This window comes from Lacticaseibacillus jixiensis (genome assembly GCF_042847315.1).
GTDB lineage: Bacteria > Bacillota > Bacilli > Lactobacillales > Lactobacillaceae > Lacticaseibacillus > Lacticaseibacillus jixiensis.
Window position 1 is genome coordinate 16,893 of the sequence record NZ_BAAFPR010000023.1, and the last position, 23,041, is coordinate 39,933.

The following is a 23,041-nucleotide window of genomic DNA, read 5'->3' on the forward strand; positions in this document are numbered from 1 at the left end:
GATGAATGTGACACGACCTGTTGGATAGCTGATGGACCGGCAATGGCAGCGATTCAATAAGTTGTAGGAACAAATTCGTCAAAAGTCACACAGTGTAACATTTCTGGCATTTGTATCATTGCAACCGCTTTTGTGACAAGATATAATATGATGAAAAGGCAAGGGAATGCGTTACCGGTTACCTAAACCACAACATTGGTAAACGATTAAATTATTCATGGGGACAAATCCAATTTGTTCGCAGGTGATACAAGGGGTTTTATGGGAGGCCATTATGCTTTTTCTAAACTACACACCGGACCTGACCGAAACAGACATGACGATTTATCGCGAAATCGTCAAAGACATGGACGCCGTGGTTTACATGCGCATCCGTGATCTGGCTGAGGCGACCTATTGCAGCACCGCCAGCATTCAGCGCTTCTGTCAGAAATTCGATTGTTCCGGCTGGGCAGAGTTCAAAACCAAGCTGCGGATGTATAACACGCAGCGCAACAACAGCGGCCAGCTGCCTAACGACATTGACGGCGGCGAAATCGTGCGCTCGATTCAAGCTTGTGAAGACGGTCAATACCAACAATCCATGGATCGCGCTGCACACCTGCTATACGAACACGCCCAAGTGATGTGGGTCGGCGTTGGCACCTCGCATGTCGTGGCTGAATATGGTGCCGTGACTTATTCCAACAGTGTCAACATGTCTTTTGCGGTGAGCGCACCAAGCGCCCATCCCTTGGTGGATTATTCCGAGGCGGTGTACGCATCGATGTGTGCGGTGATCTGTTCGGTAACTGGCGAGAATCGTGTGGTGATCGGCTACATGAATGAGCTGCTTAAGCATGGGGTGCCGATCATTGCCATCACCAATTCGGCCAATTCCACGATCGCCCGCTTGGCCACAGTGGCGCTGGCCTATTACGTTACGCCGCAAGACTTAGACGGCGGCAATCTTACCAGTCAAACCCCGGCGATTTATATCATTGAGAAGATCACCCGCCGGGCCATGATGCTGGCGCGGCCGGAAAACGTGCGGCAGCTGGAACAAGCAAATTTATAGGCGGTTAACTTATGTTGAATGCCGCAGCGTGGCGCGCTAGAATTAGCAGTAGTTGTCACACCAAGCATGGAGGAAATTATGCCGACACAAGACGAATTGAAACAACAAGCTGCCAAGCTCGCAGCCGAAATGGTGCAGCCAGGGATGGCTTTAGGCGTTGGAACCGGCTCAACAGTGGCGTTTTTTATCGATGAATTGGCCAAGCGCAACCAGCAAAGCCCATTGAATTTGGCGGCGATCGTGACCACATCCAGCCGCTCGCAGAAACAACTTGAGGCCAATGGTTTTACGGTTAACGAATTGGCAGACGTGGATCAGCTGGATCTGACCATCGACGGCGCTGATCGCGTCGACGCTGATCTTAACGGCATCAAAGGCGGCGGGGCCGCGCACACGTTGGAGAAGAATGTGGCGATCAATTCCAAGAAGAACTTGTGGATCGTGGATGAATCCAAGGTTTGTCAGCGCTTAGGCGGCTTTCCTTTGCCAGTGGAAGTGCTGCCGGTATCTGCCAAGCAGAACTTCGCCAAGTTTGAACAAGCCGGCCTCAAGCCCAGTTACCGGCTCAAAGCAGACGGCAGCCGCTTGCAGACACATTATGGCAACTGGATCATTGACCTTAACGTCGATCCGCTGCCGGTACCAGCAGGCTTAGCGGCGTATCTTGATGGGTGCGTCGGCGTAGTCGAACACGGGTTATTTCTCAACATTGCATCAGAAGTGTTGATCGCCAAAAGCGACGGCACCATCGAACATCGCGTTAAATAAGTTGCCACTAAATGAGAAAAAGGCTGTTCACCCTGCTGGTGAGCAGCCTTTTTACTTTGCTTAAAACCGGCAAAATATTGTTGTTAATTAGCCTTTTAGTTGGTAGATCATGCCTTAAATTAAAATTTACCTGTTGACACATTAGAGAATGGTGATAATATTGCCATTAACCGAAAAGATTCGGCAGATAATCCAACATGGAAGGTGAGCAAATGAGTGACACGTTAAACTTCACCGTCAGCGGTGACGACATGCAAAAGCGCAGTGACGAAATTACGGTCGGTGTCGATCGGGCTCCGGGGCGCAGCTTGTTGTACGCGACTGGTAAAGTTAAAGATCCAGAGGATATGAAGAAGCCGTTTATCGCGATTTGCAATTCGTATATTGAGATTGTGCCAGGCCACGTGCACTTGCGCGAACTTGCCGATATCGCCAAAGAAGAAATTCGCAAAGCCGGCGGGATCCCGTTCGAATTCAACACGATTGGCGTTGATGATGGAATCGCCATGGGCCACATTGGGATGCGGTATTCACTGCCGAGTCGTGAGATCATTGCCGATTCAGCTGAAACGGTGATTAATGCGCACTGGTTCGATGGCGTCTTATACATGCCGAACTGTGACAAGATCACCCCAGGGATGATCATGGCCAGCTTACGGACCAATGTGCCTTGCACCTTCGTCTCCGGCGGCCCAATGAAAGCCGGCGTTGACCCGCACGGTAAAGCCGCCACCCTTTCGACCGTGTTTGAAGCCGTTGGTGCCTTCAAAGACGGCAAGATGTCTAAAGAAGACTTCTTGGAACTTGAACGCCACGCTTGTCCGTCATGCGGCTCTTGTGCCGGCATGTACACCGCAAACTCCATGAACTCCTTGATGGAAGCACTGGGCTTGGCTTTGCCGTACAACGGCACGGCTTTGGCCACTTCTGAAGAACGCCGCGAATTGGTACGCAAAGCCGCTCGTCAGGTGATGTATAACGTGGAACACGACATCAAGCCGCGCGACATTGTCACCAAAGAAGCCATCGATGACGCTTTTGCCTTGGACATGGCTATGGGCGGCTCCACCAACACCGTCTTGCACGGCTTGGCCATCGCACATGAAGCAGGCATCAAGTACTCTGAAGAAGACATCAACGTCATCGCCAAGAAGACGCCGCACATCGCCAAGATCGCGCCAAGTTCTTCTTACACGATGGAAGAAGTTCACGAAGCCGGCGGGATCCCTGCCATCTTGAACGAGTTGATCGAACACGGCGGTATCTTGCATCCGGACCGCTTGACCAACACTGGCAAAACGCTGCGCGAAAATGTGGCCGGCGCGCATACCAAGAATCCTGAAGTCATTCGCACCATCGACAATGCTTATTCTCCTGAAGGCGGCTTGTCCGTATTGTTTGGCAACATCGCCAAAGACGGCTCCGTCATTAAAGTGGCGGGTGTTGATGACGATATTCATGAATTTACTGGCACTGCCGTATGTTTTGATTCTCATGACGAAGCCGTTGAAGGCATCGATAATGGGACAGTTAAAGCCGGCGACGTGGTGGTTATCCGCTACGAAGGCCCTAAAGGCGGCCCTGGTATGCCGGAAATGCTTAACCCAACTAGTGACATCATCGGCCGCGGTTTAGGCCGCACCGTTGCTTTGATCACCGATGGCCGCTTCTCTGGTGCCACCCACGGGATCTGTGTGGGCCACGTGTCTCCAGAAGCTGCTTCTGGTGGTGAAATCGCCTTGATCCATGATGGCGACAAGATCACCATTGACTTGACCAACCGGACGTTGAACGCCGACGTTTCTCCAGAAGAATTCGCCCGGCGCCGCAAGGAACTCAAGCCATTCAAGCCAAAAGTCCGCTTCGGTTACTTGGCACGCTATGAATACTTGGTCACTTCCGCCAACACCGGCGGCGTCATGTTAGGTGCCGATGAATTGTTTGGTAAAGAAGACGAATAGCCAGAGCAAAGTGGCGCGCTCTTCGCGGTGGATATAAGACGGGATGGCAGTTGGGCGGTTTTGGCCCAATTGACGTCACGCCTTATATCACGCCGTGTTGCGCCACGCAGCTCGACGAGGAAACCCAGAGCGCAGCGGCTCGAACTTAGCGATGTGGGTAAGATGGCCTGCGCCACTGGCGGTTTTTGCCAATGGCGCGGGACAGCTTACACGCGATCGCGTTGGGCTGCGCAGCTCGACGAAGAAATCAAAGCGCATTTAACGCTGTACTCGACAGCTTTTCGTATCACGTTACTCAAACCCATCAATTCGTGCGGCTCTTTGAGCGTGCCGCACACTAAGGAGGCTGCTTATGGTAGAAACAACGACGACTTCAGACTTGCAAGATCGTTTACTGGCGGATCTCACGTCTGTGATCGATCCTGAATTAGGCGTTGACCTGGTGGCCCTTGGTTTGATTTATGGCTTGAGTATGCAAGATGGGGTCGTGACGGTCACCATGACGTTAACGACCATGGGCTGCCCGATTTCACAAGTACTTGAGAACATGATCGAATCGGCGCTGGAGAAAGAACCAGAAGTCTCTGCCGTGAAGATCGATATTGTATGGACGCCAGCCTGGACCCCGGACAAAATGAGCCGCTATGCCAGAATGGCGCTAGGCTATCATTATTGAACCATCAACATATCGCCTAATGGGCCAACGCCGCGCGGGGCGAAACACCGCGCTAATGAATTATTAAGGAATGAAGAGGCGAGCTTATGGATAAAGTCGAAGCTTTTGGTAAATGGGTCAGTCATTGGTTTACGCTGATCGTCGTCATTTGGGCGGCATTTAACTATTTCGTACCAGCAACTAGTACTGCAGTCATTCCTAACACCAGCTACTTGTTGGGGATCATCTTGTTTGGGATGGGACTGACCTTGCGCGGGGAAGATTTCGCGCGCATTTTGAAACGGCCTTTGCCTGTGCTGTTAGGCACAGTGGCGCATTATGTGATCATGCCATTGATCGCTGTGGTCTTATGCAAAATTTTCAACCTTCAAGGCGCAACGGCTGCTGGGGTCATCTTGGTGGGTTCTTGCCCAAGCGGGACGAGTTCTTCAGTGATGGCTTACTTGGCAGGCGGCGATGTGGCGCTTGATGTGTCCATCGAAACCTTATCCACTTTGATCGCACCTTTGGCTTTGCCAGGTTTGCTGGTATTGTATGCCGGCAAGTATGTGCCGATCCCAACGCAATCCCTGTTTATGAGCACAATCAAGATTGTCTTGGTTCCGATCATCTTAGGTGTCGTGATCCACACCTTGTTCCGCAAGCAAGTGGACATGATCACCCGCGCGTTACCGCTGGTTTCACAAGCGGCGATCTTATTGATCATTGGTGCCGTGGTGTCGGCTAACCATGCCAACCTCTTCACGGCTGCCACTGCCATCGTGATCCCGGTCGTGATCTTACACAACTTGTCTGGTTATGCTTTGGGGTTGGGCTTCTCCTTCTTGATCCGCTTGAAAGAACCGCAACGCAAAGCCATCACCTTCGAAGTGGGGATGCAAGACTCTAGTTTAGGCGCGACGTTGGCCATGGCATATTTTGCCCCGGCTGCGGCGATCCCGTCGACATTGTTTAGCATCTGGCATAACATCTCCGGGTCTGTCTTGTCTTCATGGTGGCGTGCCCACTCTGAAAGCAAAGGGACACTGGATCGGCAGGCTGCTGCCGCTCGTGCTACCCACTAGCATATGACTGTCATACACACGACGCGTTGAGGCGAAGGCTTCGACGCGTTGTTTTGGTATTTGATCAACACAAATTAGGTAGGTGATAGGAATGAAACGTGAACGCTGGCAGACAAACTTAATTTATCTGTGGTTCGGCAACTTTATGACCGGCATGGGCTTTTCCATGACGATGCCGTTTCTGCCGTTATATATTCAGACATTGGGACATTTCGGAAAGTGGCAGTTGAATTTGTTGAGCGGGTTTGCGTTTGCAATCACCTTCTTAGCCAAAGCCATTGTGTCACCGTTTTGGGGACGCTTAGCTGACCAATACGGCCGCAAGCCGATGTGTTTGCGGGCGAGTTTAGGGATGACTTTTACGATCGCCTTGTGCGGCTTTGTGCCCAATGTGTGGGTGCTGGTGGTGCTGCGGGCGATTCAAGGGTGTTTCTCCGGTTACATCAACAATGCCAATGCGATCATCGCTGCCAGCGTGCCAGTTGAACGCTCAGGCAAGGCGCTGGGCACTTTGGCCACTGGCAATGTTGTTGGCACCTTACTTGGTCCGTTATTAGGCGGGGCGCTGGCCGGGATGTTTGGCTACCGTTCCAGCTTCTGGGTCACTGGGGTGATGATGCTGGCGGTGTTTGTGCTCACACTGTTCTTTGTGCACGAAGAATTCACCCCGGTACAAAAGGCGCAAATGGTGCCAACGCGCCAGATCTTCAAGCAGATTCGTTATCCGCGCTTGATCTGGGGCCTGTTCATCACGACGATGGTGATCCAAGCCGCCAATATGTCCATCACCAGCTTTATCAGCCTGTTAGTTGATGCAATGGTGAAAGATCCTGGTCAAGTGGCGTTTGTGTCTGGGGTGATTTCCAGTTTGCCTGGGATCGTCACGCTGATCGCCAGTCCCTTGTTAGGGGCGTTGTCTGATCGAATCGGCCCGGAGAAAGTCTTGATGGGCGGCTTGGTCATGGCAGTGGTATGTTTTATCCCAATGAGCTTCATTTCCAATATTTGGCAGCTTGGCGGGTTAAGAATGCTGCTGGGGATCTCAGATGCCGCCTTGCTGCCGGCAATCCAGGCTTTGATGACGCTATATGTGCCAAAAGCGGGTTTTGGGCGGATCTTTTCTTACAATCAGTCTTTTCAGGCGATGGGCTCAGTGTCTGGGCCAATGTTAGGCTCGATTGTCGCCAGTTTGTTCAACTATCGCGGCGTGTTCATGATGACGGCGATCATGGAAGGCGTCAATGCTTTGATCTTGTTCCCGGCCACGCGTGAAGTATGGCGGACCAAGGGCCAATTGGCCGCTCAAGAAGACTGAACAAGTCAGCCAGCTAACGATTCTGGATCTTGCAGAAGCGGCGGCTGGCTTTTTTGGTGCGGTTGATCAGGCATGGATGAAAGAATAATGTGAGGCCAATAGTTGCCGATGTCATGTAACCTTCCAGCCAAGATGCAACAGATCGTTCGGGTGTTTGGGCTTGATTTCGGCGCCTGTGTTGCAGGAAATGGGTCGATTATGAGATTAAGGATGAGAAAAAGCTTACCGTACAAACGCCGATAACACGCGGTTTTTAGATATTTTTCAAAGAATTATTAAAAAACGATTGCAATTCAAATGAGATTGTCCTAATATACAGTCATTCGCAATTATCAGTACACACACAAACATAATTTTTGGAGGCGACAGGAATGTCGAATGCAGCTAATACAGAATCACCCAAAACCATGATGGATTGGGTTTACCGAGTTTCAGCCGGGGTCGCAAATGCCGTGCTGGTTTGCTTAGGGATCGGGCTTTTGTTCCAAGCCTTAGCAAACTTCACCCACTGGACTGCTTTGTACCAAGTCGGGACGATCGCGCAAGTCTTGCTTGGCCCAGCCTTCGGGGTTGCCGTAGCGATGACGCTGCGGGCCAACACTTTAGTCGCATTCTCTGCGATGATCAGCTCCACAATCGGTGCTAACGCCGCTTTCTTGACCCATATGGCCACTAAAGGCGACGCCACTGCTACCGGCTATACCATGCTCCACGCTTCAGGCAGCGTTGTGATGACCACTGGCCAGCCAGTTTCTGCCGTTGCCGCAGCTTTGGTTGCTGTGTTAGTCGGCAACTACCTCACCGGTAAGACGCCTTTGGATATGTTCTTGGTTCCATTTGCCGCAACTTTCGTCGGGATCGTTGCTGGGTTAGGGTTTGCTTATGTCACCACGCCATTCTTAGTTTGGTTATCCGGGATCATCGCCAAGACCATGCTGGTCAACCCGATCCTTGGTTCCGCCATCGTCTCTGTTGCTTGGGGCCTGTTCCTGATGACGCCTGCTAGTTCTGCCGCATTATCTGTTGCCGTTATGCTTTCACCATTAGCCGCTGGCGCCGCATTGATCGGTACCACGGCACAATATGTTGGTTTCACTGCAATTTCCTTCCGTGAAAACGACTTAGGCGCCAACATCGCCCAAGGCGTCATCACCCCTAAAGTCCAATTTGGTAACTGGCTGGAGAATCCTGCCTTAGCCGCCGGCCCAATGTTATCTGCTGCTGTGATGGCACCTTTGGCCACTATCTTCTTCCATTTCCAAACGACTGCCGCCATGGGTGGTTTAGGCCTTTGCTCCTTCATCGCACCAGTTGGGTTAGCCAGTGTTTCCATGAAGATGTTCTGGGTTTACATCGTCTTTGGGATCGTCGGCCCAGCCGTTCTCTCCACGGTTGTCTTCAAGTTTGAAGAAGCCATGAAGTGGGTCAGCCAGAAGCAACTGCACCTGACCATTGTTTAAACTGTGAATATGAGAGCACTGCAGCGGCTGATGAGATCGCTGCAGTGCTTTTTATTTGCGTAAATCGGGGATCGGCGGGTATGATAACAGATAGCACAAGTTGTCGATTATTTGATGAAAACATGAACTTTATGAGTAAAATTGCTTTACTTTCATCTAATTTTAATGTAATCTAAGGCACAGAAACCAATGAGGGGGTACCACAGATGGAATATAAGAAAGTAGCAGCGGCCGGTACTGTATTGTTAGCCGCCACGCTGACGCTGGCAGCATGCGGCAACAAATCGGCCAGCGAATCTCCGGCTAAAACCAAGACCTGGTCACGCATGGTTAAAGATGTCATCCAAACGCAAGATGATGCGCGGATCGTTGATGTGATCTCCGGCCAAACTGCCGTGGATACTATGGAAGGTTTGTACCGTTATACTGGCTCTGAATTGAAGCCGGGACTGGCAACGTCTGTGGTCAAGCCTACTGATAACGGGTTGACTTACACGTATAAGCTGCGCAAGTCCACTTGGAGCAACGGCGATAAGTTGACCGCCAAGGATTTTGTTTATTCTTGGCAGCGCGCAGTTGACCCTAAGACCAAGTCTGAATATGGCTATTTGTTCTCCGGCATCAAGAACGCCGACAAGATCATGGCAGGCAAGGAGAAGCCGGCTAACCTTGGGATCAAAGCCGTGGATGACTACACGCTGCAAGTAACTTTGGAACATGCGATTCCGTATTTCAACACGATGATGGTCAACCCAGTCTTCTTCCCGACCAACAAGGCTGCCGTCGACAAGTATGGCAAGAATTACGGTTCCCAATCCAAATATATCGTCAACAACGGCCCTTATACTTTGAAGGGTTGGAACGGGACCAACAACAGCTGGTCTGAAGTCAAGAACAACAAATATTGGAACGCCAAAGACGTGCACATCAAGACCATCAAGACTCAAGTGGTCAAGGATTCAACGACTGCTTTGAACTTGTACAACTCACACAAGCTTGATGACGCCGTGCTCGCCGGTGCAACTGCCCAAAAGAACCGCACCAACAAGGATTACTCTGGCTTGAAGCAAGGCCGTACGACTTACTTGGATATGAACGAAAAGAAGGTGCCAGCCTTCAAGAACGCCAAGCTGCGTCAAGCGATTTCCATGGCGATCGACCGCAAGCAGTTTGTTGACAAGGTCTTAGGCGATGGGTCTATCGTTGCCCAAAACCTTTCACCAGAAGGCATGAGCAAGAACCCAGCGACTGGCAAAGACTTCGCCAAAGAAGCGGCTGCTTCTGCCGCTGGCGACACGTCTTCATATAACTTGACTCAAGCTAAGAAGCTGTGGAGTCAAGGCTTGAAAGAAGCCGGCAAGTCCAGCTTAGATCTGACTTTATTAACTGACGATACTGAACAAGCCAAGCAAAGTGGCGAATACCTGCAATCGGCATTGGAGAAATTGCCTGGTTTGAAAGTCACCATGTCTGCTGTACCATTCAAGACGCGGATCGCGCGTTCCTTGTCTGGTGACACCCAACTGGTATTATCCAGCTGGCAAGGGGACTACCCAGATCCGATCACATTCTTGGATCTGTACACCACTGGCAACACGTATAACTTCGGCTTCTGGAGCAACAGCAAGTACGATGCTTTGATCAAAGCATCGAAGACCACTGATGCCACTAACGACACGAAGCGTTATGACGACTTGCAACAAGCCCAACAACTGTTGACGCAACAAGCCGGGATGGTACCGCTGTATCAAACTGTCGAAGCACATTTGGTCAACCCATCGATCAAAGGCCTGACTTATAGCCCAGCCAATATGTACAACTTTGTTGGCGCCAGCTTGAAGTAAAGCGAACAACGTTTTTTGAACGGATCTGCACAACCTGTACACAGGTGCTGCAGATCCGTTTTTGTATGTGATCAGCTGGCACAGCCGCTTGTATAACAGTGTGGACAAGACTGTTTACCGTGTAAATGGCCGCATTTTCATATTGTTCTTAGAAAAAGTTAATCTTATGTGTCAAAATCCATAGACAACTGTTTAAGAATGGTGTACGATAATTTGCATCAACTTGAAATCATTCTAGCCGATATTGTTGGCTATTGTACTTACTAGGAGGAGTTGCTTATGTTTGCGAAATATCGCTCGGTCAGTTTGATCTTGCGGATCGTTATCGGTTTGGTCTGCGGGGCGTTGTTGGCGGTTATCTTTCCCAAGGCGGCATTCATTGGGATCTTAGGCCAGTTGTTTGTTGGGGCCTTGAAAGGGATCGCACCAGTGATGGTGTTCTTCTTGATCCTTTCGGCGATTTCTGCCTTTCATGAAGGCGGGGAGAATCACTTTGGCTCAGTGATCAAGTTATACTTGTCTGCGACGCTGCTTTCAGCGTTTGCGGCGGTGGCGGCTTCTTGGCTGTTCCCGTTGAAGCTGGCTTTTCCCAAAAGCGTGCATGTTGCCGCTTCAGCGCCTAAGAGCTTAGGCAAGGTCATTGAAGACTTGCTGGTCAATGCGGTAGGCAACCCCTTGGCAGCGATCGTGAATGCCAACTACTTGTCCATCTTGTTTTGGGCCTTGTTGATCGGGTTCATGTTGCGCCTGGCTTCCAAGCAGACCCGCGCGACGATCACCGATATCTCTGATGCGATTATCAAAGTTGCCCAACTTGTGATCGAATTTGCCCCATTTGGGATCGCCGGTTTGATCTATACGTCCATTTCCGAAACCGGTTTTGCCAGCGTGGCCAAGTATGGCCAACTGGTGATCTTGTTAGTCGGCACGATGGCGGCGGTATATTTGATCTTGTATCCGCTGATGGTGTTCTTGATGACTGGCCAGAATCCTTATCCGCTGACGTTCTGGACGTTGAAGGTATCTGGCATTCCGGCATTCTTCACGCGCAGTTCTGCGGTGAACATTCCAATCAACTTGCAAGCTTGTGAAGATTTGGGGTTAAACAAAGAATCTTATGCCGTATCGATCACCTTAGGCGGTTCGGCCAACTCAGGCGGCGCGGCGATCACTGTGTCGGTCATGACCTTGGCAGCTTGTTCGACATTAGGCATTCATGTTTCCTTCTTCTTGGCGATCATCTTATGTGTGCTGACGGCCTTGGCTGCCACCGGCGCTTCTGGGATCGCCGGCGGGAGTTTGCTGATCATCCCAATGGCCGCTTCGATTTTCGGGATTTCCAATGATATTGCCATGCAAGTCGTTGGGATCGGGTTCATCATTGGCGTCGTTCAAGATTCTGTGGAAACGGCGGTCAATTCCGCATCTGATTTGTTATTTGCCGCAGCAGCTGAATGGCATGACGTGCAGAAACAAACCGGCAAGAAGATCGATATTAAAGCAGCGGTGCATGCTGCCAACCATAAACAAGCTAAGCGGGTCCCGGCTAAAGTTGTCGAAGGCCAAGAAGCATAATCCAATTCTCCTAGGCTGAGGCCAAAAGCAGCCTTGGTCAATCAGCTCAACAGCTCTGCATTGCGATCAATGATCGTGATGCAGAGCTGTTTGCGTTTGTTGACAGCAGCCGCGATCGGCATTGCGGCGCTGATGGGAATTAAGGTTGACATTAGTGGCAATTAATGGAAGAATATTGAGAGCGTTTCTCATAATCTTACAAGTCACTAATTTAACGTTACACGTCAACAAATCAGGAGGACAACAATGCATCGGCTGCTTACTCGGATGCTACAAAAAGAAGACCCTAGCGTCTATGAAGACAAAGATTCACAATTACCCCGGGTCCTGCGCGTCAAAGATTTCTTAGCTTTAGGCGTGGGCACCATCGTTTCCACAACGATCTTCACCTTGCCTGGTGTTGTGGCAGCGACCCATGCGGGGCCGGCTGTGGCGTTATCATGTTTAGGCGCGGCGATCGTGGCCGGTTTGGTGGCTTTTGCTTACGCGGAAATGGCGGCGGCGATGCCGTTTGCCGGATCGGCGTATTCATGGATTAATGTGGTGTTTGGTGAAGTGTTTGGCTGGATCGCCGGCTGGGCGCTATTGGCTGAGTATTTCATCGCTGTGGCGTTTGTGGCGTCGGGCTTATCGGCCAACTTGCGCGGGTTGCTGGCCAGCTTTGGGGTTGTGGTGCCGAATGCCTTAGCCAATCCGTTAGGCCATAACGGCGGGGCGATCGATTTGATCGCGACAGTGGTGATCATCTTGGTGGCGTTATTGTTGTCACGCGGGGTCAATGAAGCGGCGCGAGTCGAGAATATCTTAGTGGTGTTGAAGGTCTTGGCGATTTTAGCCTTTATTGCAATTGGTTTAACCGCGATTCATCCGCAGAATTACACGCCGTTTATCCCGGCTTATCATGTTAACGCTGATGGTTCGCCATTTGGCGGCTGGCGCGGGATCTATGCGGGGATGAGTACCATTTTCCTGGCATATATCGGGTTTGATTCGATCGCTGCGAATTCCGCAGAAGCCAAAGATCCGGAAAAAACGATGCCGCGGGGGATCATCGGCAGCTTGATCATTGCGGTGATCTTGTTTATGGCGGTATCGTTGGTGTTGGTGGGGATGTTCAAATACTCCGCATATGCTGGCAACGCTGAACCAGTGGGTTGGGCCTTGCGCCAATCTGGCCACCGTATGGCCGCAACGGTGATCGAATCCGTGGCGGTGATCGGCATGTTCACGGCTTTGATCGGGATGATGATGGCCGGCAGCCGCTTGCTGTACAGCTTCGGGCGCGATGGCATGCTGCCTAAACAACTCGGCAAGCTCACCAAAGCCAAGAAGCTGCCGAACAACGCGTTGTTGACCTTAACGGTGATCGGTGTGATCATCGGCGCTTTGTTCCCATTTGAATTCTTGTCCCAATTGATTTCTGCCGGCACCTTGATCGCCTTCATGTTTGTCAGCTTGGGCATTTATCGTCTGCGGCCAAGAGAAGGCCAAGATATTGCCGACCCAGCGTTTAAGATGCCGTTGTATCCGGTGATGCCGGCTTTGGCGTTCATCGGGGCGCTGATCGTGTTCTTAGGCTTGGATGTGCAAGCCAAACTGTATTCCGGTGCTTGGTTTGTGATCGGCATTGTGGTGTATCTGGCTTATGGCATGCACCATTCAGTGCTGGATAAACATACTGCAGCCGCTAAAACAGCGACTGTGGTCAAGAAAGATATTGAAACTGATAATTGATGCGCAACATCAGCGTCTGCAGTGGTCACACGACCATCGCAGACGTTTTTTTGTGTCATGAAATATGGCAATTTCGTGATAAAAGGCGTGGTATGTCAGGTTTAATGCAATTGTTGTGCAAGACAGCTAATTTGTATTGATTGCTTAGGCACGGTGCACATCGTGTCTGATGACTAAAAGGTGATATAATAACAAAGACCTGTTGGTAGAAGCTATCTTTTCTGCGATCAAGTTGCTGACGACGTATCTTTTACTTAATTTTGCGTGATTCATTGTCATTAAATCTTAATGAAGAAGGGTGATATTATATGACACAAGCAACCGACTACATTCAAAGCGTTCGCGCCAAGATCCAACAACGCGACCCCAACCAACCAGAATTCCAAGAAGCGGTTTCGAACTTCTTTAAGACGATCACACCGGTATTCGAGAAGCATCCTGAATACATCAAGGCTAATGTCTTGGCTCGCATCACTGAACCAGACCGCGCCATTCAATTCCAGGTGCCGTGGCAAGATGATGAAGGCAATATGCAAGTTAACCGCGGCTTCCGCGTCCAATTCAATTCTGCCATCGGCCCGTACAAAGGCGGCTTGCGGCTGCACCCTTCGGTTAACTTATCGATCGTGAAGTTCTTAGGCTTTGAGCAGATCTTCAAGAACTCGCTGACCGGCTTGCCAATCGGCGGCGGCAAAGGCGGTTCGGACTTTGATCCTAAAGGCAAGTCTGACAACGAAATCATGCGCTTCTGCCAGTCGTTCATGCTGGAATTACACCGTCACATCGGCTTGGACATCGATGTGCCGGCCGGTGATATCGGCGTTGGCGGCCGCGAAATTGGTTACCTTTATGGAATGTACAAGCGGCTGCATGGTGCAGAACGCGGTATCTTGACTGGCAAAGGCTTAAGCTACGGCGGCTCCTTGGCCCGGACTGAAGCCACCGGTTATGGCTTGTTGTACTACACCAACGCCATGCTTAAAGAAAATGGCCAATCTCTGGAAAACAAGCGCATCGTGATTTCTGGGGCCGGCAACGTGGCCATTTACGCCACTGAAAAGGCGGAACAATACGGCGCCAAGGTTTTGACGGTTTCTGATTCCAGCGGTTATGTCTATGATGAAAACGGCATCGACGTGGCCACGTTGAAGCAGATCAAAGAAGTTGAACGCGCCCGTATCAGCGAATACGCCAAGCGCGTTGCCACTGCCGAATATCACGAAGGTTCCGTCTGGGATGCGGATATCAAATATGATGTCGCCTTGCCATGTGCCACCCAAAACGAAATCAACGGCGACCAAGCCAAGAAGCTGCACGCCAATGGGGCGATCGCCATTGCCGAAGGCGCCAACATGCCTTCTACGCCAGAAGCGATCGCGCAATACCAAGCTGACGGCATTCTGTACGGTCCAGCCAAGGCTGCCAATGCTGGTGGCGTTGCGGTTTCTGCATTAGAAATGGGCCAAAACTCCCGCCGCGCTTCAGATTCATTCGCCACAGTTGATGGCCAGCTTAAGACCATCATGGAAACCTTGTTCCAGAATTCCGTAGACGCCGCCAAAGAATACGGCGTTGCCGGTGATTACCTGGCCGGTGCCAACATTGCCGGCTTCACCAAAGTTGCCGATGCCATGACTGCTCAAGGCTGGTAAAACAAGCGCCACAACCAATCAAAGCGTCGCGATCCGGCTGGTGCCGGGTGGCGGCGCTTTGTTGCTGAGAAGACCCCATGTTATCCAACACTTTGTTGCAACCGTATCCATTATTGATGGCATCAACTCGAGAAAATAATTCTTTCTGGCAAAACGTTAGGTTTTACTTGCCGGATGTGTTATACTGAACTCAAGTAATTAACAGAAGCGAGAATTATTGTGTCATGCATAATGAATTTTCCTTTCGAGATTACCGTTGTTTGTCACTCAGTTTTTAATTTTAAAGGAGATTCATCTAATGCAACAAGGCACAGTTAAATGGTTCAACGCTGACAAGGGTTACGGTTTCATCACTGGTCAAGATGGCCAAGATGTTTTCGTTCATTTCTCCGCCATCCAAGGCGAAGGCTACAAGTCCCTTGACGAAGGCCAAGCAGTTTCCTACGATATCGAACAATCCGATCGTGGCCCGCAAGCTGCTAACGTTAACAAGCTGTAATTAACAGCCTATTAACAATAAAGAACCGTCTGACATTTGTCAGGCGGTTTTTGTTTGCGCAGAACTGTGTAGTAAGCGCGTACTTAGCAAGCCGGAAACGGTACCTGGCGGCCACATTGTGTTCCGGTCAGATGGCGTGGAACGGGGTGGGCGGCGGCAGAGCTAACTTTGCATCTCCGCTGCGCTCCGTATGCAAAGTGGATCTCTGCCGCGCGCCTTGTTCTAAGCCCCTCCGCGCGTTGCGCTCCGTTGCTAAGAACAACGACACCCCTGACGCCATCTGACCTCCGCACAATGCGGCCGCCAGGTACCGTTTCCTACAAAGTGGGAATCAGAATCCAAGTGGATTGATCAGATATCGATTTGCCAAACGGGATTGTGATTCCCGCCTTAGATGAAATAGCGCCTAGTAGCCGAGACGCAATGCAGACACCAATTCTTGTTGCCATCGTAATTTATCGAGTTTATTATTTATTCGCGTAATCGTTGGCGTGACGGTATTCTGATCAGTTGAACCCTACGAAGTAACGTCAGACTGGTTCTGCGATACCTTAACCGCCATCATGAACAAGCACCCGCATGATCAAATCGTCTTTGATCACCTGGATTGAGTTCTGAAGCGGATTGTGGAGGAAATGGCGACCGGGGAAAGCTGGGGCGGAGGCCAAATGGCGTCAGTGGTGTCGTTCTTCTTGGCAACGGAGCGCAAAGCGCGGAGGCGCCTAGAAGAAGGCGCGTGGACGAGATCCACTCGACAGGCGCAGCGCAGCGGAGTTGGAAAGTTATCGTCCGCCGCCCACCCCTCTACTCCGGTCGCCACGCCATTTGGCCGTAGTCCCAGCTGTCCCCGGTCGCTATTTCCGGCCGCTAGCGACAGCTGCAGCCTTCAGCGGCCGAACTCGGTGACGTTGGCAATGATCGTGGCGATGGTGGCAGGAGACTCGCAGGCACCGTTGGTTAGCCACCGGATGATCACTTGAATAGCGCCGCTGCAGGAAAATTCGAAGTAATAATCCAATACTGCCGGATCTGTCACGTTGAAGCGCTGGGCATAGCGGCGTTTGGTTTGAGCGCGCAGCGGACGCAAGATCGCCTCCAAGACACTGCTTTGATGGATGTTGTGCAAGATGATCGCTGTGGCGGCGTCGGCTTGTTGAATCACGGCCAAGACTTTCGGCAGCCAATCAAGCAAATCAACATCGGCGCCGATCAGCGGCGTGACTTGTGCCGCAAGATCTTGTTCGATGGCGGCAAACAACGCTGCTGGGTTATCGTAATGGGCGTAGAAGGTGCCGCGGTTAACGTTGGCGGCTTGGCAAATTGCTGTAACGGTGAGTTCGCTAAGCGGCTGTTTTTGCAATAAGGTGATCAAAGCGCTTTTGAGCTGATCGCGGGTGTATTGTACGCGGCGATTATTTTTGATTCCGACCATGAGGGCTTCCTTTCAACACTTTGTTGATAAGTGTTCAATTCATGACAGACTGATGATTTTTTGTGGTTGAGGTCATTTTGCCATAGCGCGATAATATTAGCAACGAATCTATAGGGGGCAAAACGTGGCTTATATCGAAGTAAAGCATGAATTCAAGACCTATCAAATGGGTGAAACCAAAATCGACGCCAACCACGACTTGAGCTTCGAATGCGAAGCCGGGCAGCTGACGGTGATCTTAGGCCCTAGTGGCGCCGGCAAGTCGACGGTATTGAACATCTTAGGCGGCATGGATACGCCTACTAGCGGGCAGGTGCTGATCGACGGGGTGGACATCGCCAAGTTCAATGACAAGCAATTGACCCAATATCGCCGCGATCAAGTCGGCTTCGTCTTTCAGTTCTACAACTTGGTGCCAAACCTCACCACCAAAGAAAATGTGGAACTGGCCAACTCCATTGTGGCAGATGCGTTAGATGCCGAAGAAACCCTGCGCAAAGTTGGCTTAGGGGCACGCTTGGACAACTTTCCGTCACAGCTTTCCGGCGGCGAACAGCAGCGCGTGGCCATTGCGCGGGCTTTGGCGAAGAATCCCAAGCTCTTGTTGTGCGATGAACCTACCGGCGCGCTGGATTATGAAACTGGCAAGCAGGTCTTGCAGCTGCTGCAAGACGCCTCACGCCAAGACAACAAAACGGTATTGATCATCACCCATAACGCGGCGTTGGCTAAGATGGCTGATCGCGTGATCCGCATCAATGATGCCAAGGTGCGTGAAGTGGTCGATAACAAAGCGCCGGTGCCGGTTGCCAAGATCGAGTGGTGAGCGTGATGAAACCAATGACGAAGAACTTATGGCGCGAGATCCGCGCCAGTCGCGGCCGTTTCATCGCCATTATCTTGATCATCTTGATGGGGTGTTTGATTTTTGTTGGGGTCAAGGCTTGCGGGCCGGGGCTTAACGAATCCATGACCACCACGGTGCAAGACTTGCACTTATCTGATGTGCAGCTGCTTAGTACCACCGGCTTTACCAAGCAAGATGTGGCCACCGCCGAACAAGTCGCCGGCGCTTCGGCGCAACGCGTGAAATTCACTTATGTCACCGGCGGCAAAGATGCGCAGTGCGTGGCGTTGTATGGTTATGACAAAGCCAACACCATCAACCAATTGGCCGTCCATTCCGGGCACTTGCCGCATGCGGCTAACCAAATCGTTTTAGACCAGAAGGCCAAAGACGACTATGGCTACAAGCTGGGTCAGAAGTTTACTTTTGACGCAGAAGCCAAACTCAAGCGGCACACTTATACGATCGTCGGCTTTGTTGATTCGCCGCAATATATCGACAAAGGCTTGCGCGGCGCGGCCAATGTCGGCGACGGGACAGTGCGCTTCTTTGCTTATGTGCCGCAAGCGCAAATCGACTTGCCAGTGGCAACATTGCTCAATATTCGCTTCAAGCACTTGCAAGGTGCCAACACCTACGCTGACAGCTATAAACGGGCACGCAACCAGAAGCTTAGCGAGTTGAAGCAGGTCTTCAAAGCCCGCAAAGCTGCCCGCAGCAAAGAAGTTTATCAACAAGCCGCTAAGCAGCTGGATGCCCAACAAAGCAAGCTTGATGCCGGCCAAAAGCAGCTGACTGCCGCTAAAGCGCAAGTGGCCGCGGCCAGTCGCGGTGCAGTGACCACGACGCCAGAGTTGACCAAGCAAGAACAAGCGCTGGCTGCGGCGCAGAAGCAATTGACCAAAGCGCGCACCAAGGCCAAACGTGCTGCTAAGACGACTTATACTTGGCAAGACCGCTCTGATTTGCCGGGATTTTCGGCTTTTGGCGAGTCAAGTGAACGGATCGCGGCAATCGCCAACGTTTTCCCGGTGTTCTTCTTCTTGATCGCTGCTTTGATCACCTTCACCACGATCACGCGGATGGTTGAAGAAGCGCGCGGGCAAATCGGCACCTTCAAAGCCTTGGGGTATGGCAAATGGGCGATTGCCCGCAACTACTTGGAATATGCCGTGATTGCCGCGATCGTCGGCGGCGTGGTTGGCAGTGTCTTTGGTAACGTGACCTTGCCGCGCTTCATCTTGGCGCTTTATCATCAAACGATTCCGATGACCACCACGGTGCGCTTTGAATGGGGCAGCTTCTGGTTGGCGATGCTGTTTGCCTTGATTGCGACAGTTGGTGCAGCGGCGTTTGTGGTGCGGCGCGAATTGGAAGAAGGACCGGCGGCACTGATGCTGCCTAAAGCCCCGAAGTCAGCTAAGCGGATCTTGTTGGAGAAGATCACGCCATTGTGGCGGCGGTTGAATTTCAACCAGAAAGTCTCGTACCGTAATTTGTTCCGCTATAAAAGCCGCATGGTGATGTCGATCATCGGTATCGCCGGCGGCTGTGCCTTGATCTTAACCGGATTTGGGATCCGCGATTCGATCATTGCCAGCGGCCAGCGGCAATATGGCGACATCGTGAAGTATCAAGCCGTCGTTGCGCTGAAAAATGGCGATCAAGTCGCCAAAATGCGCAAGGTGTTGGCCAAGCACAGCCAATATCAAAGCAGCACCGTGGTGGCGACGGCTACAGCCACGGTGCGCCATGGGGATGAAAGTGTCGCTTCGGTGAACGTGTTCACTCCGCAAAGCGCCCAGTTTGCAGATTATGTGCACCTTGAATCCAAGCAAGGCAATAAGCTGACCTTGCCTAAGCGCGGCGCGGTGATCAGCCAGAAAACTGCCACCTTGTTAGGCGCAACTGCCGGGCAAAGTGTCACTGTGCGCGTGAGCGGCAAGGCTGCGGTGCGGGTGAAAATCGCCGCGATCACCAAGAACTACATCGGCGATTATTTGTACCTGAGCCCAGCGGCTTATCAAGCCGCTTGGGGCAAAGCCGCCACCAGCAATGCCTTGTTGGTGCGCTTGCACAAGCAATCCGACCAGCAGCGCAATACGTTGGCACATCAGCTGTTGCAGTCTGGCACAACACTTGGCACCAGTTATGTCGCCGATCAGAAAGACACCATCGACAAAATGTCTGCCACCTTGAATCCAGTAGTGGTGATCTTCATTGTGATGTCTGGGTTGTTGTCGTTTGTCGTGATGTACAACCTGACTAATATCAATGTTTCTGAACGTATTCGCGAGTTGTCCACAGTGAAAGTACTTGGCTTCTACGATCGCGAAGTGACCATGTATGTGTCGCGTGAGAATATCGTGTTGTCCATTGTTGGAATCGTGGCCGGTTACGGCGTTGGCAATGCCTTGACTTGGTATATTCTCAAGCAAGCCACCACGGCACAAGTGATGTTTCCGCTGGTGATTCATTGGCCAGGCTACATTGCAGCAGCGGTGCTGATGGCATTGTTTACTGCCATCGTGATCTTCGTCACCCACAAGCGCCTGCAGCACGTTGATATGGTATCGGCTTTGAAAGCCACTGAATAATTCAAACAGGCTGAGACATCAAGCGGTTGCGCCAATAACGCAAGCGGCTCTACGCCACGATTCTGCACTTTGGAATCGCGGAGTAGAGCCGTTTGCGTTACTTGGCGTTGCTTGATGGAACGCGACTATGTAACTTATGTCTTGGTCACGTTTTGATTTATTCAGCACTTGAGCTGGCAGAAGCAGTACTGCTGCTGGCGGCACTTGAGTGGTCGGCGGCAGGTTGGGTAACGCTTGATGAAGCGGCGCTGCTGCTTGACGCTTGGGCTGGGGCAGTTGATGAGGTGGTGTTGGTAGATGCTTGAAGCGCGCTGGTTGAAGTTGTTTCAACTGGATGCGTCGCGGTGCTAGGCGCTGAGGTTTGCTCTGGCAGTTTGTCGGCAGCAGATGCCACAACGGCTTGCGCTTGCGCTTCAAACGCGGCATCGGCTGTGTTAGGCACTTTGGCTAGTGCATCTTTGGTGTTTGCGATGGCTTCTGGGGTGACTGGGTCAGCTGTTTTGAGGGCATCCACGGCGTCGGCCGCTTCGGCTTTGGCGTGCAAAGTCGTGACAGGTTGTTGATAGACTTGGGTAAATAACGGCTTGTCAGCAGTTAAAGTTTCGTATGCGCTTAATGCCGCTTGCGCACTTTGACTGTAGGTGTTGTCAGTCGTTACTGGCGCTTGGGTGGCATTGGTCACTTCAAGCATCTTGGCGGCGGAGGCAAGATCTGCTTGCGCAGTTTTCAAATGGGCGGCTTGATGCGGCGTCAGCGGCGCCTTGTTCAAAGCTTTGAGCCGATGCTTGGCGGCGATGATCTTTCTGGCGGTCAGATGCACCGCCGGCAGTGCGCGAGTGCGATTGCGATACAGTGCATCGACTGCGGCGTCGGCTTGACGCAGCTGGGTGTCGGTTTGTTGCAGTTGTTGATAATAGCTAAAGCCTGCCACCGCCACTGCGATCGGCAAGGCCAGCCATGCGGCTCGATAGCGCATCATGATCTCCTCCTCATATGTTGCCTTAAGCATACAAAGCGGAGATGACACCAAGGTGACAAATACATAATAATTTTGCTATAAATATCGTTGTGACTATATTTTTTGAATATTTTCCTAAACTTGTTCAAATTTTATAAAAAAATTCCCAGACTGGCAAAAGCGGCCTGGGAATTGCTTGTGATCAATTTAAATCGGCGCCGTTAGTGGCGATGACTTGTTTGAACCAGCCGAAAGATTTCTTCGGGGTCCGGCGCAAGTCGCGTAAGTCGTGGTTGGTGCGGTTGACGTAAACCATGCCATAACGCTTGTCCATGTTGCCACTGGAACTTGGGATGTCGATTAAACCCCAGCCTAAGTAGCCGATCACCGGCACGCCGTCTTCGTAAATGGCCTGCTTCATGGCTTCAATATGTTGACGGTGGTAATCGATGCGATAGTCATCTTGAATCTGCGTCTTGCCATCAGAAACTTCGCGGATGCCAATACCGTTTTCGATGGGGAACAGCGGGAGGTGATAGCGTGAATAGACTTTGTCCAGAATGTCGCGGAAGCCTAACGGATCGACGTTCCAGTCCCATTCGTTAGCTTGGGTGTAAGGGTTGTGAACCATGCCGAAGTCCAAGTAGCGATTCGGTGCGGTGTTGATCGGCACGCGGCTGGAATCGATGAGGTGGCTGCGGTAATAGGAGAAGGCAAAGAAGTCTGATTTCAACGCGTCAAACGCCGCTTGGTCAGCTTCAGTGATGTCGATTGCCAAGCCGTGATTCTTGGCGTAAGTCAGCACTTCCGTTGAGTAATGGCCATGGACGAATACATCCAACAGGTTGTTGTTCATGAATTCGTCGATTTGGCGGGCATATTGCACGTCACGCGGATTGCTGGTGGCTGGGTAGCATTCTTCATACGCCAGCATGCCGCCGATTTTGGCATCGCTGGTATCATGCAGATAATTGGCGACGCGGGCATGGGCGACCATCACATGATGATTGATGGTGTAGGCTGCTTGCAAAGTGGGTTCGCCGTGATCAAAGCCGGCAATGTGGAACACGCCAGAGCCAAAATACAGATTCTGTTCATTAAAGGTGATCCAATAAGGGACTTTGGCGGCAAATTCGTCGACCATGCGCTTGCCATAGCGCACGAAAGCATCGACGACGTGCCGGCTCATGAAGCCGTTATAGCGCTTGGCCAAAGACAACGGCATGTCGAAGTGATACAAGCAGATCATGGGGGTGATGCCGCGCTTGATCAAGTCGTCGATTTGCTTGCGGTAGAATTCGATGCCTTCTTCATTGAATTCGCCGTCGCCAGTCGGGCAAACCCGGCTCCAAGAAATCTGGAAGCGATAAGCATTCATGCCGGCTTCTTGCATCAGTGCGAAATCTTCGTCATAGCGGTGATACTCGTCGATAGCGACGGACCAGTCGCTGGTATGTTCAGTGGCAGGACGGTCATCATAGACGGATTTACCTTTGCCGCCTTCAGTAATGCCGCCTTCAGTTTGCATGCTGGATGTGGAGTTGCCCCACAAGAAGCCTTCTGGAAATGGTTGTGCCATATGTTTTTATTCTCCTTCGCAAA

The 23,041-nt window shown here is 51.5% G+C and carries 17 protein-coding genes; 14 read left to right on the plus strand and 3 right to left on the minus strand.

Translation table 11 applies throughout. The annotated features are described in order from the left end of the window. The first annotated feature begins 274 nt into the window (after positions 1-274). The 12 genes from ACGG90_RS12070 to ACGG90_RS12125 all read left to right on the plus strand — a co-directional run bounded on the left by ACGG90_RS12070 (position 275) and on the right by ACGG90_RS12125 (position 15,605). A complete protein-coding gene (locus tag ACGG90_RS12070; protein WP_390409742.1) occupies positions 275-1,057 on the plus strand; it encodes a MurR/RpiR family transcriptional regulator in 783 nt (260 codons plus the stop codon). Positions 1,058-1,135: 78 nt separating this feature from the next. Next, positions 1,136-1,825: a ribose-5-phosphate isomerase RpiA gene (rpiA, locus tag ACGG90_RS12075; RefSeq protein ID WP_390409744.1), complete on the plus strand. Its 690-nt coding sequence runs from the start codon at positions 1,136-1,138 to the stop codon at positions 1,823-1,825. Positions 1,826-2,037: 212 nt separating this feature from the next. After that, positions 2,038-3,786: a dihydroxy-acid dehydratase gene (gene ilvD, locus ACGG90_RS12080; protein WP_390409746.1), complete on the plus strand. Its 1,749-nt coding sequence runs from the start codon at positions 2,038-2,040 to the stop codon at positions 3,784-3,786. Positions 3,787-4,138: 352 nt separating this feature from the next. Next, positions 4,139-4,462 carry a metal-sulfur cluster assembly factor gene (locus ACGG90_RS12085; protein ID WP_390409748.1) on the plus strand — a complete coding sequence of 108 codons (324 nt, stop codon included), beginning with the start codon at positions 4,139-4,141 and terminating at the stop codon, positions 4,460-4,462. An 86-nt stretch (positions 4,463-4,548) separates the two neighbouring features. Next, positions 4,549-5,526, plus strand: coding sequence for a bile acid:sodium symporter family protein (locus tag ACGG90_RS12090; protein ID WP_390409750.1), 978 nt, complete (start codon positions 4,549-4,551; stop codon positions 5,524-5,526). 91 nt (positions 5,527-5,617) lie between these two features. Next, positions 5,618-6,841: an MFS transporter gene (locus ACGG90_RS12095; RefSeq protein ID WP_390409752.1), complete on the plus strand. Its 1,224-nt coding sequence runs from the start codon at positions 5,618-5,620 to the stop codon at positions 6,839-6,841. A gap of 371 nt (positions 6,842-7,212) precedes the next feature. Further along, positions 7,213-8,301, plus strand: a complete 1,089-nt coding sequence (locus ACGG90_RS12100) for a PTS transporter subunit IIC (protein ID WP_390409754.1) — start codon at positions 7,213-7,215, stop codon at positions 8,299-8,301. Between the two features lie 206 nt (positions 8,302-8,507). Continuing rightward, a complete protein-coding gene (locus tag ACGG90_RS12105) occupies positions 8,508-10,145 on the plus strand; it encodes a peptide ABC transporter substrate-binding protein (protein ID WP_390409756.1) in 1,638 nt (545 codons plus the stop codon). Positions 10,146-10,424: 279 nt separating this feature from the next. Beyond that, positions 10,425-11,720 (plus strand): serine/threonine transporter SstT, encoded by a 1,296-nt coding sequence (gene sstT / locus ACGG90_RS12110; protein ID WP_390409758.1) that lies wholly within the window; start codon positions 10,425-10,427, stop codon positions 11,718-11,720. Between the two features lie 246 nt (positions 11,721-11,966). Further along, a complete protein-coding gene (locus ACGG90_RS12115; protein WP_390409760.1) occupies positions 11,967-13,454 on the plus strand; it encodes an APC family permease in 1,488 nt (495 codons plus the stop codon). Positions 13,455-13,762: 308 nt separating this feature from the next. Continuing rightward, positions 13,763-15,106: an NADP-specific glutamate dehydrogenase gene (gdhA, locus tag ACGG90_RS12120; RefSeq protein WP_390409762.1), complete on the plus strand. Its 1,344-nt coding sequence runs from the start codon at positions 13,763-13,765 to the stop codon at positions 15,104-15,106. A gap of 298 nt (positions 15,107-15,404) precedes the next feature. Next, positions 15,405-15,605, plus strand: coding sequence for a cold-shock protein (locus tag ACGG90_RS12125; protein ID WP_125753234.1), 201 nt, complete (start codon positions 15,405-15,407; stop codon positions 15,603-15,605). Positions 15,606-16,491: 886 nt separating this feature from the next. On the opposite strand, the gene ACGG90_RS12130 is transcribed toward ACGG90_RS12125, so the two are convergent. After that, positions 16,492-17,037 carry a TetR/AcrR family transcriptional regulator gene (locus ACGG90_RS12130; protein WP_390409765.1) on the minus strand — a complete coding sequence of 182 codons (546 nt, stop codon included), beginning with the start codon at positions 17,035-17,037 and terminating at the stop codon, positions 16,492-16,494. 124 nt (positions 17,038-17,161) lie between these two features. Here ACGG90_RS12130 and ACGG90_RS12135 point away from each other — a divergent pair, with 124 nt between their 5' ends. Both ACGG90_RS12135 and ACGG90_RS12140 read left to right on the plus strand, forming a co-directional pair. Beyond that, positions 17,162-17,863, plus strand: coding sequence for an ABC transporter ATP-binding protein (locus ACGG90_RS12135; RefSeq protein WP_390409767.1), 702 nt, complete (start codon positions 17,162-17,164; stop codon positions 17,861-17,863). A 5-nt stretch (positions 17,864-17,868) separates the two neighbouring features. Further along, positions 17,869-20,481, plus strand: coding sequence for an ABC transporter permease (locus tag ACGG90_RS12140; RefSeq protein ID WP_390409769.1), 2,613 nt, complete (start codon positions 17,869-17,871; stop codon positions 20,479-20,481). Between the two features lie 157 nt (positions 20,482-20,638). On the opposite strand, the gene ACGG90_RS12145 is transcribed toward ACGG90_RS12140, so the two are convergent. After that, positions 20,639-21,460, minus strand: a complete 822-nt coding sequence (locus tag ACGG90_RS12145; protein ID WP_390409771.1) for a hypothetical protein — start codon at positions 21,458-21,460, stop codon at positions 20,639-20,641. Between the two features lie 181 nt (positions 21,461-21,641). Continuing rightward, positions 21,642-23,018 (minus strand): glycoside hydrolase family 1 protein, encoded by a 1,377-nt coding sequence (locus tag ACGG90_RS12150; protein ID WP_390409772.1) that lies wholly within the window; start codon positions 23,016-23,018, stop codon positions 21,642-21,644. Between the last annotated feature and the right edge of the window lie 23 nt (positions 23,019-23,041).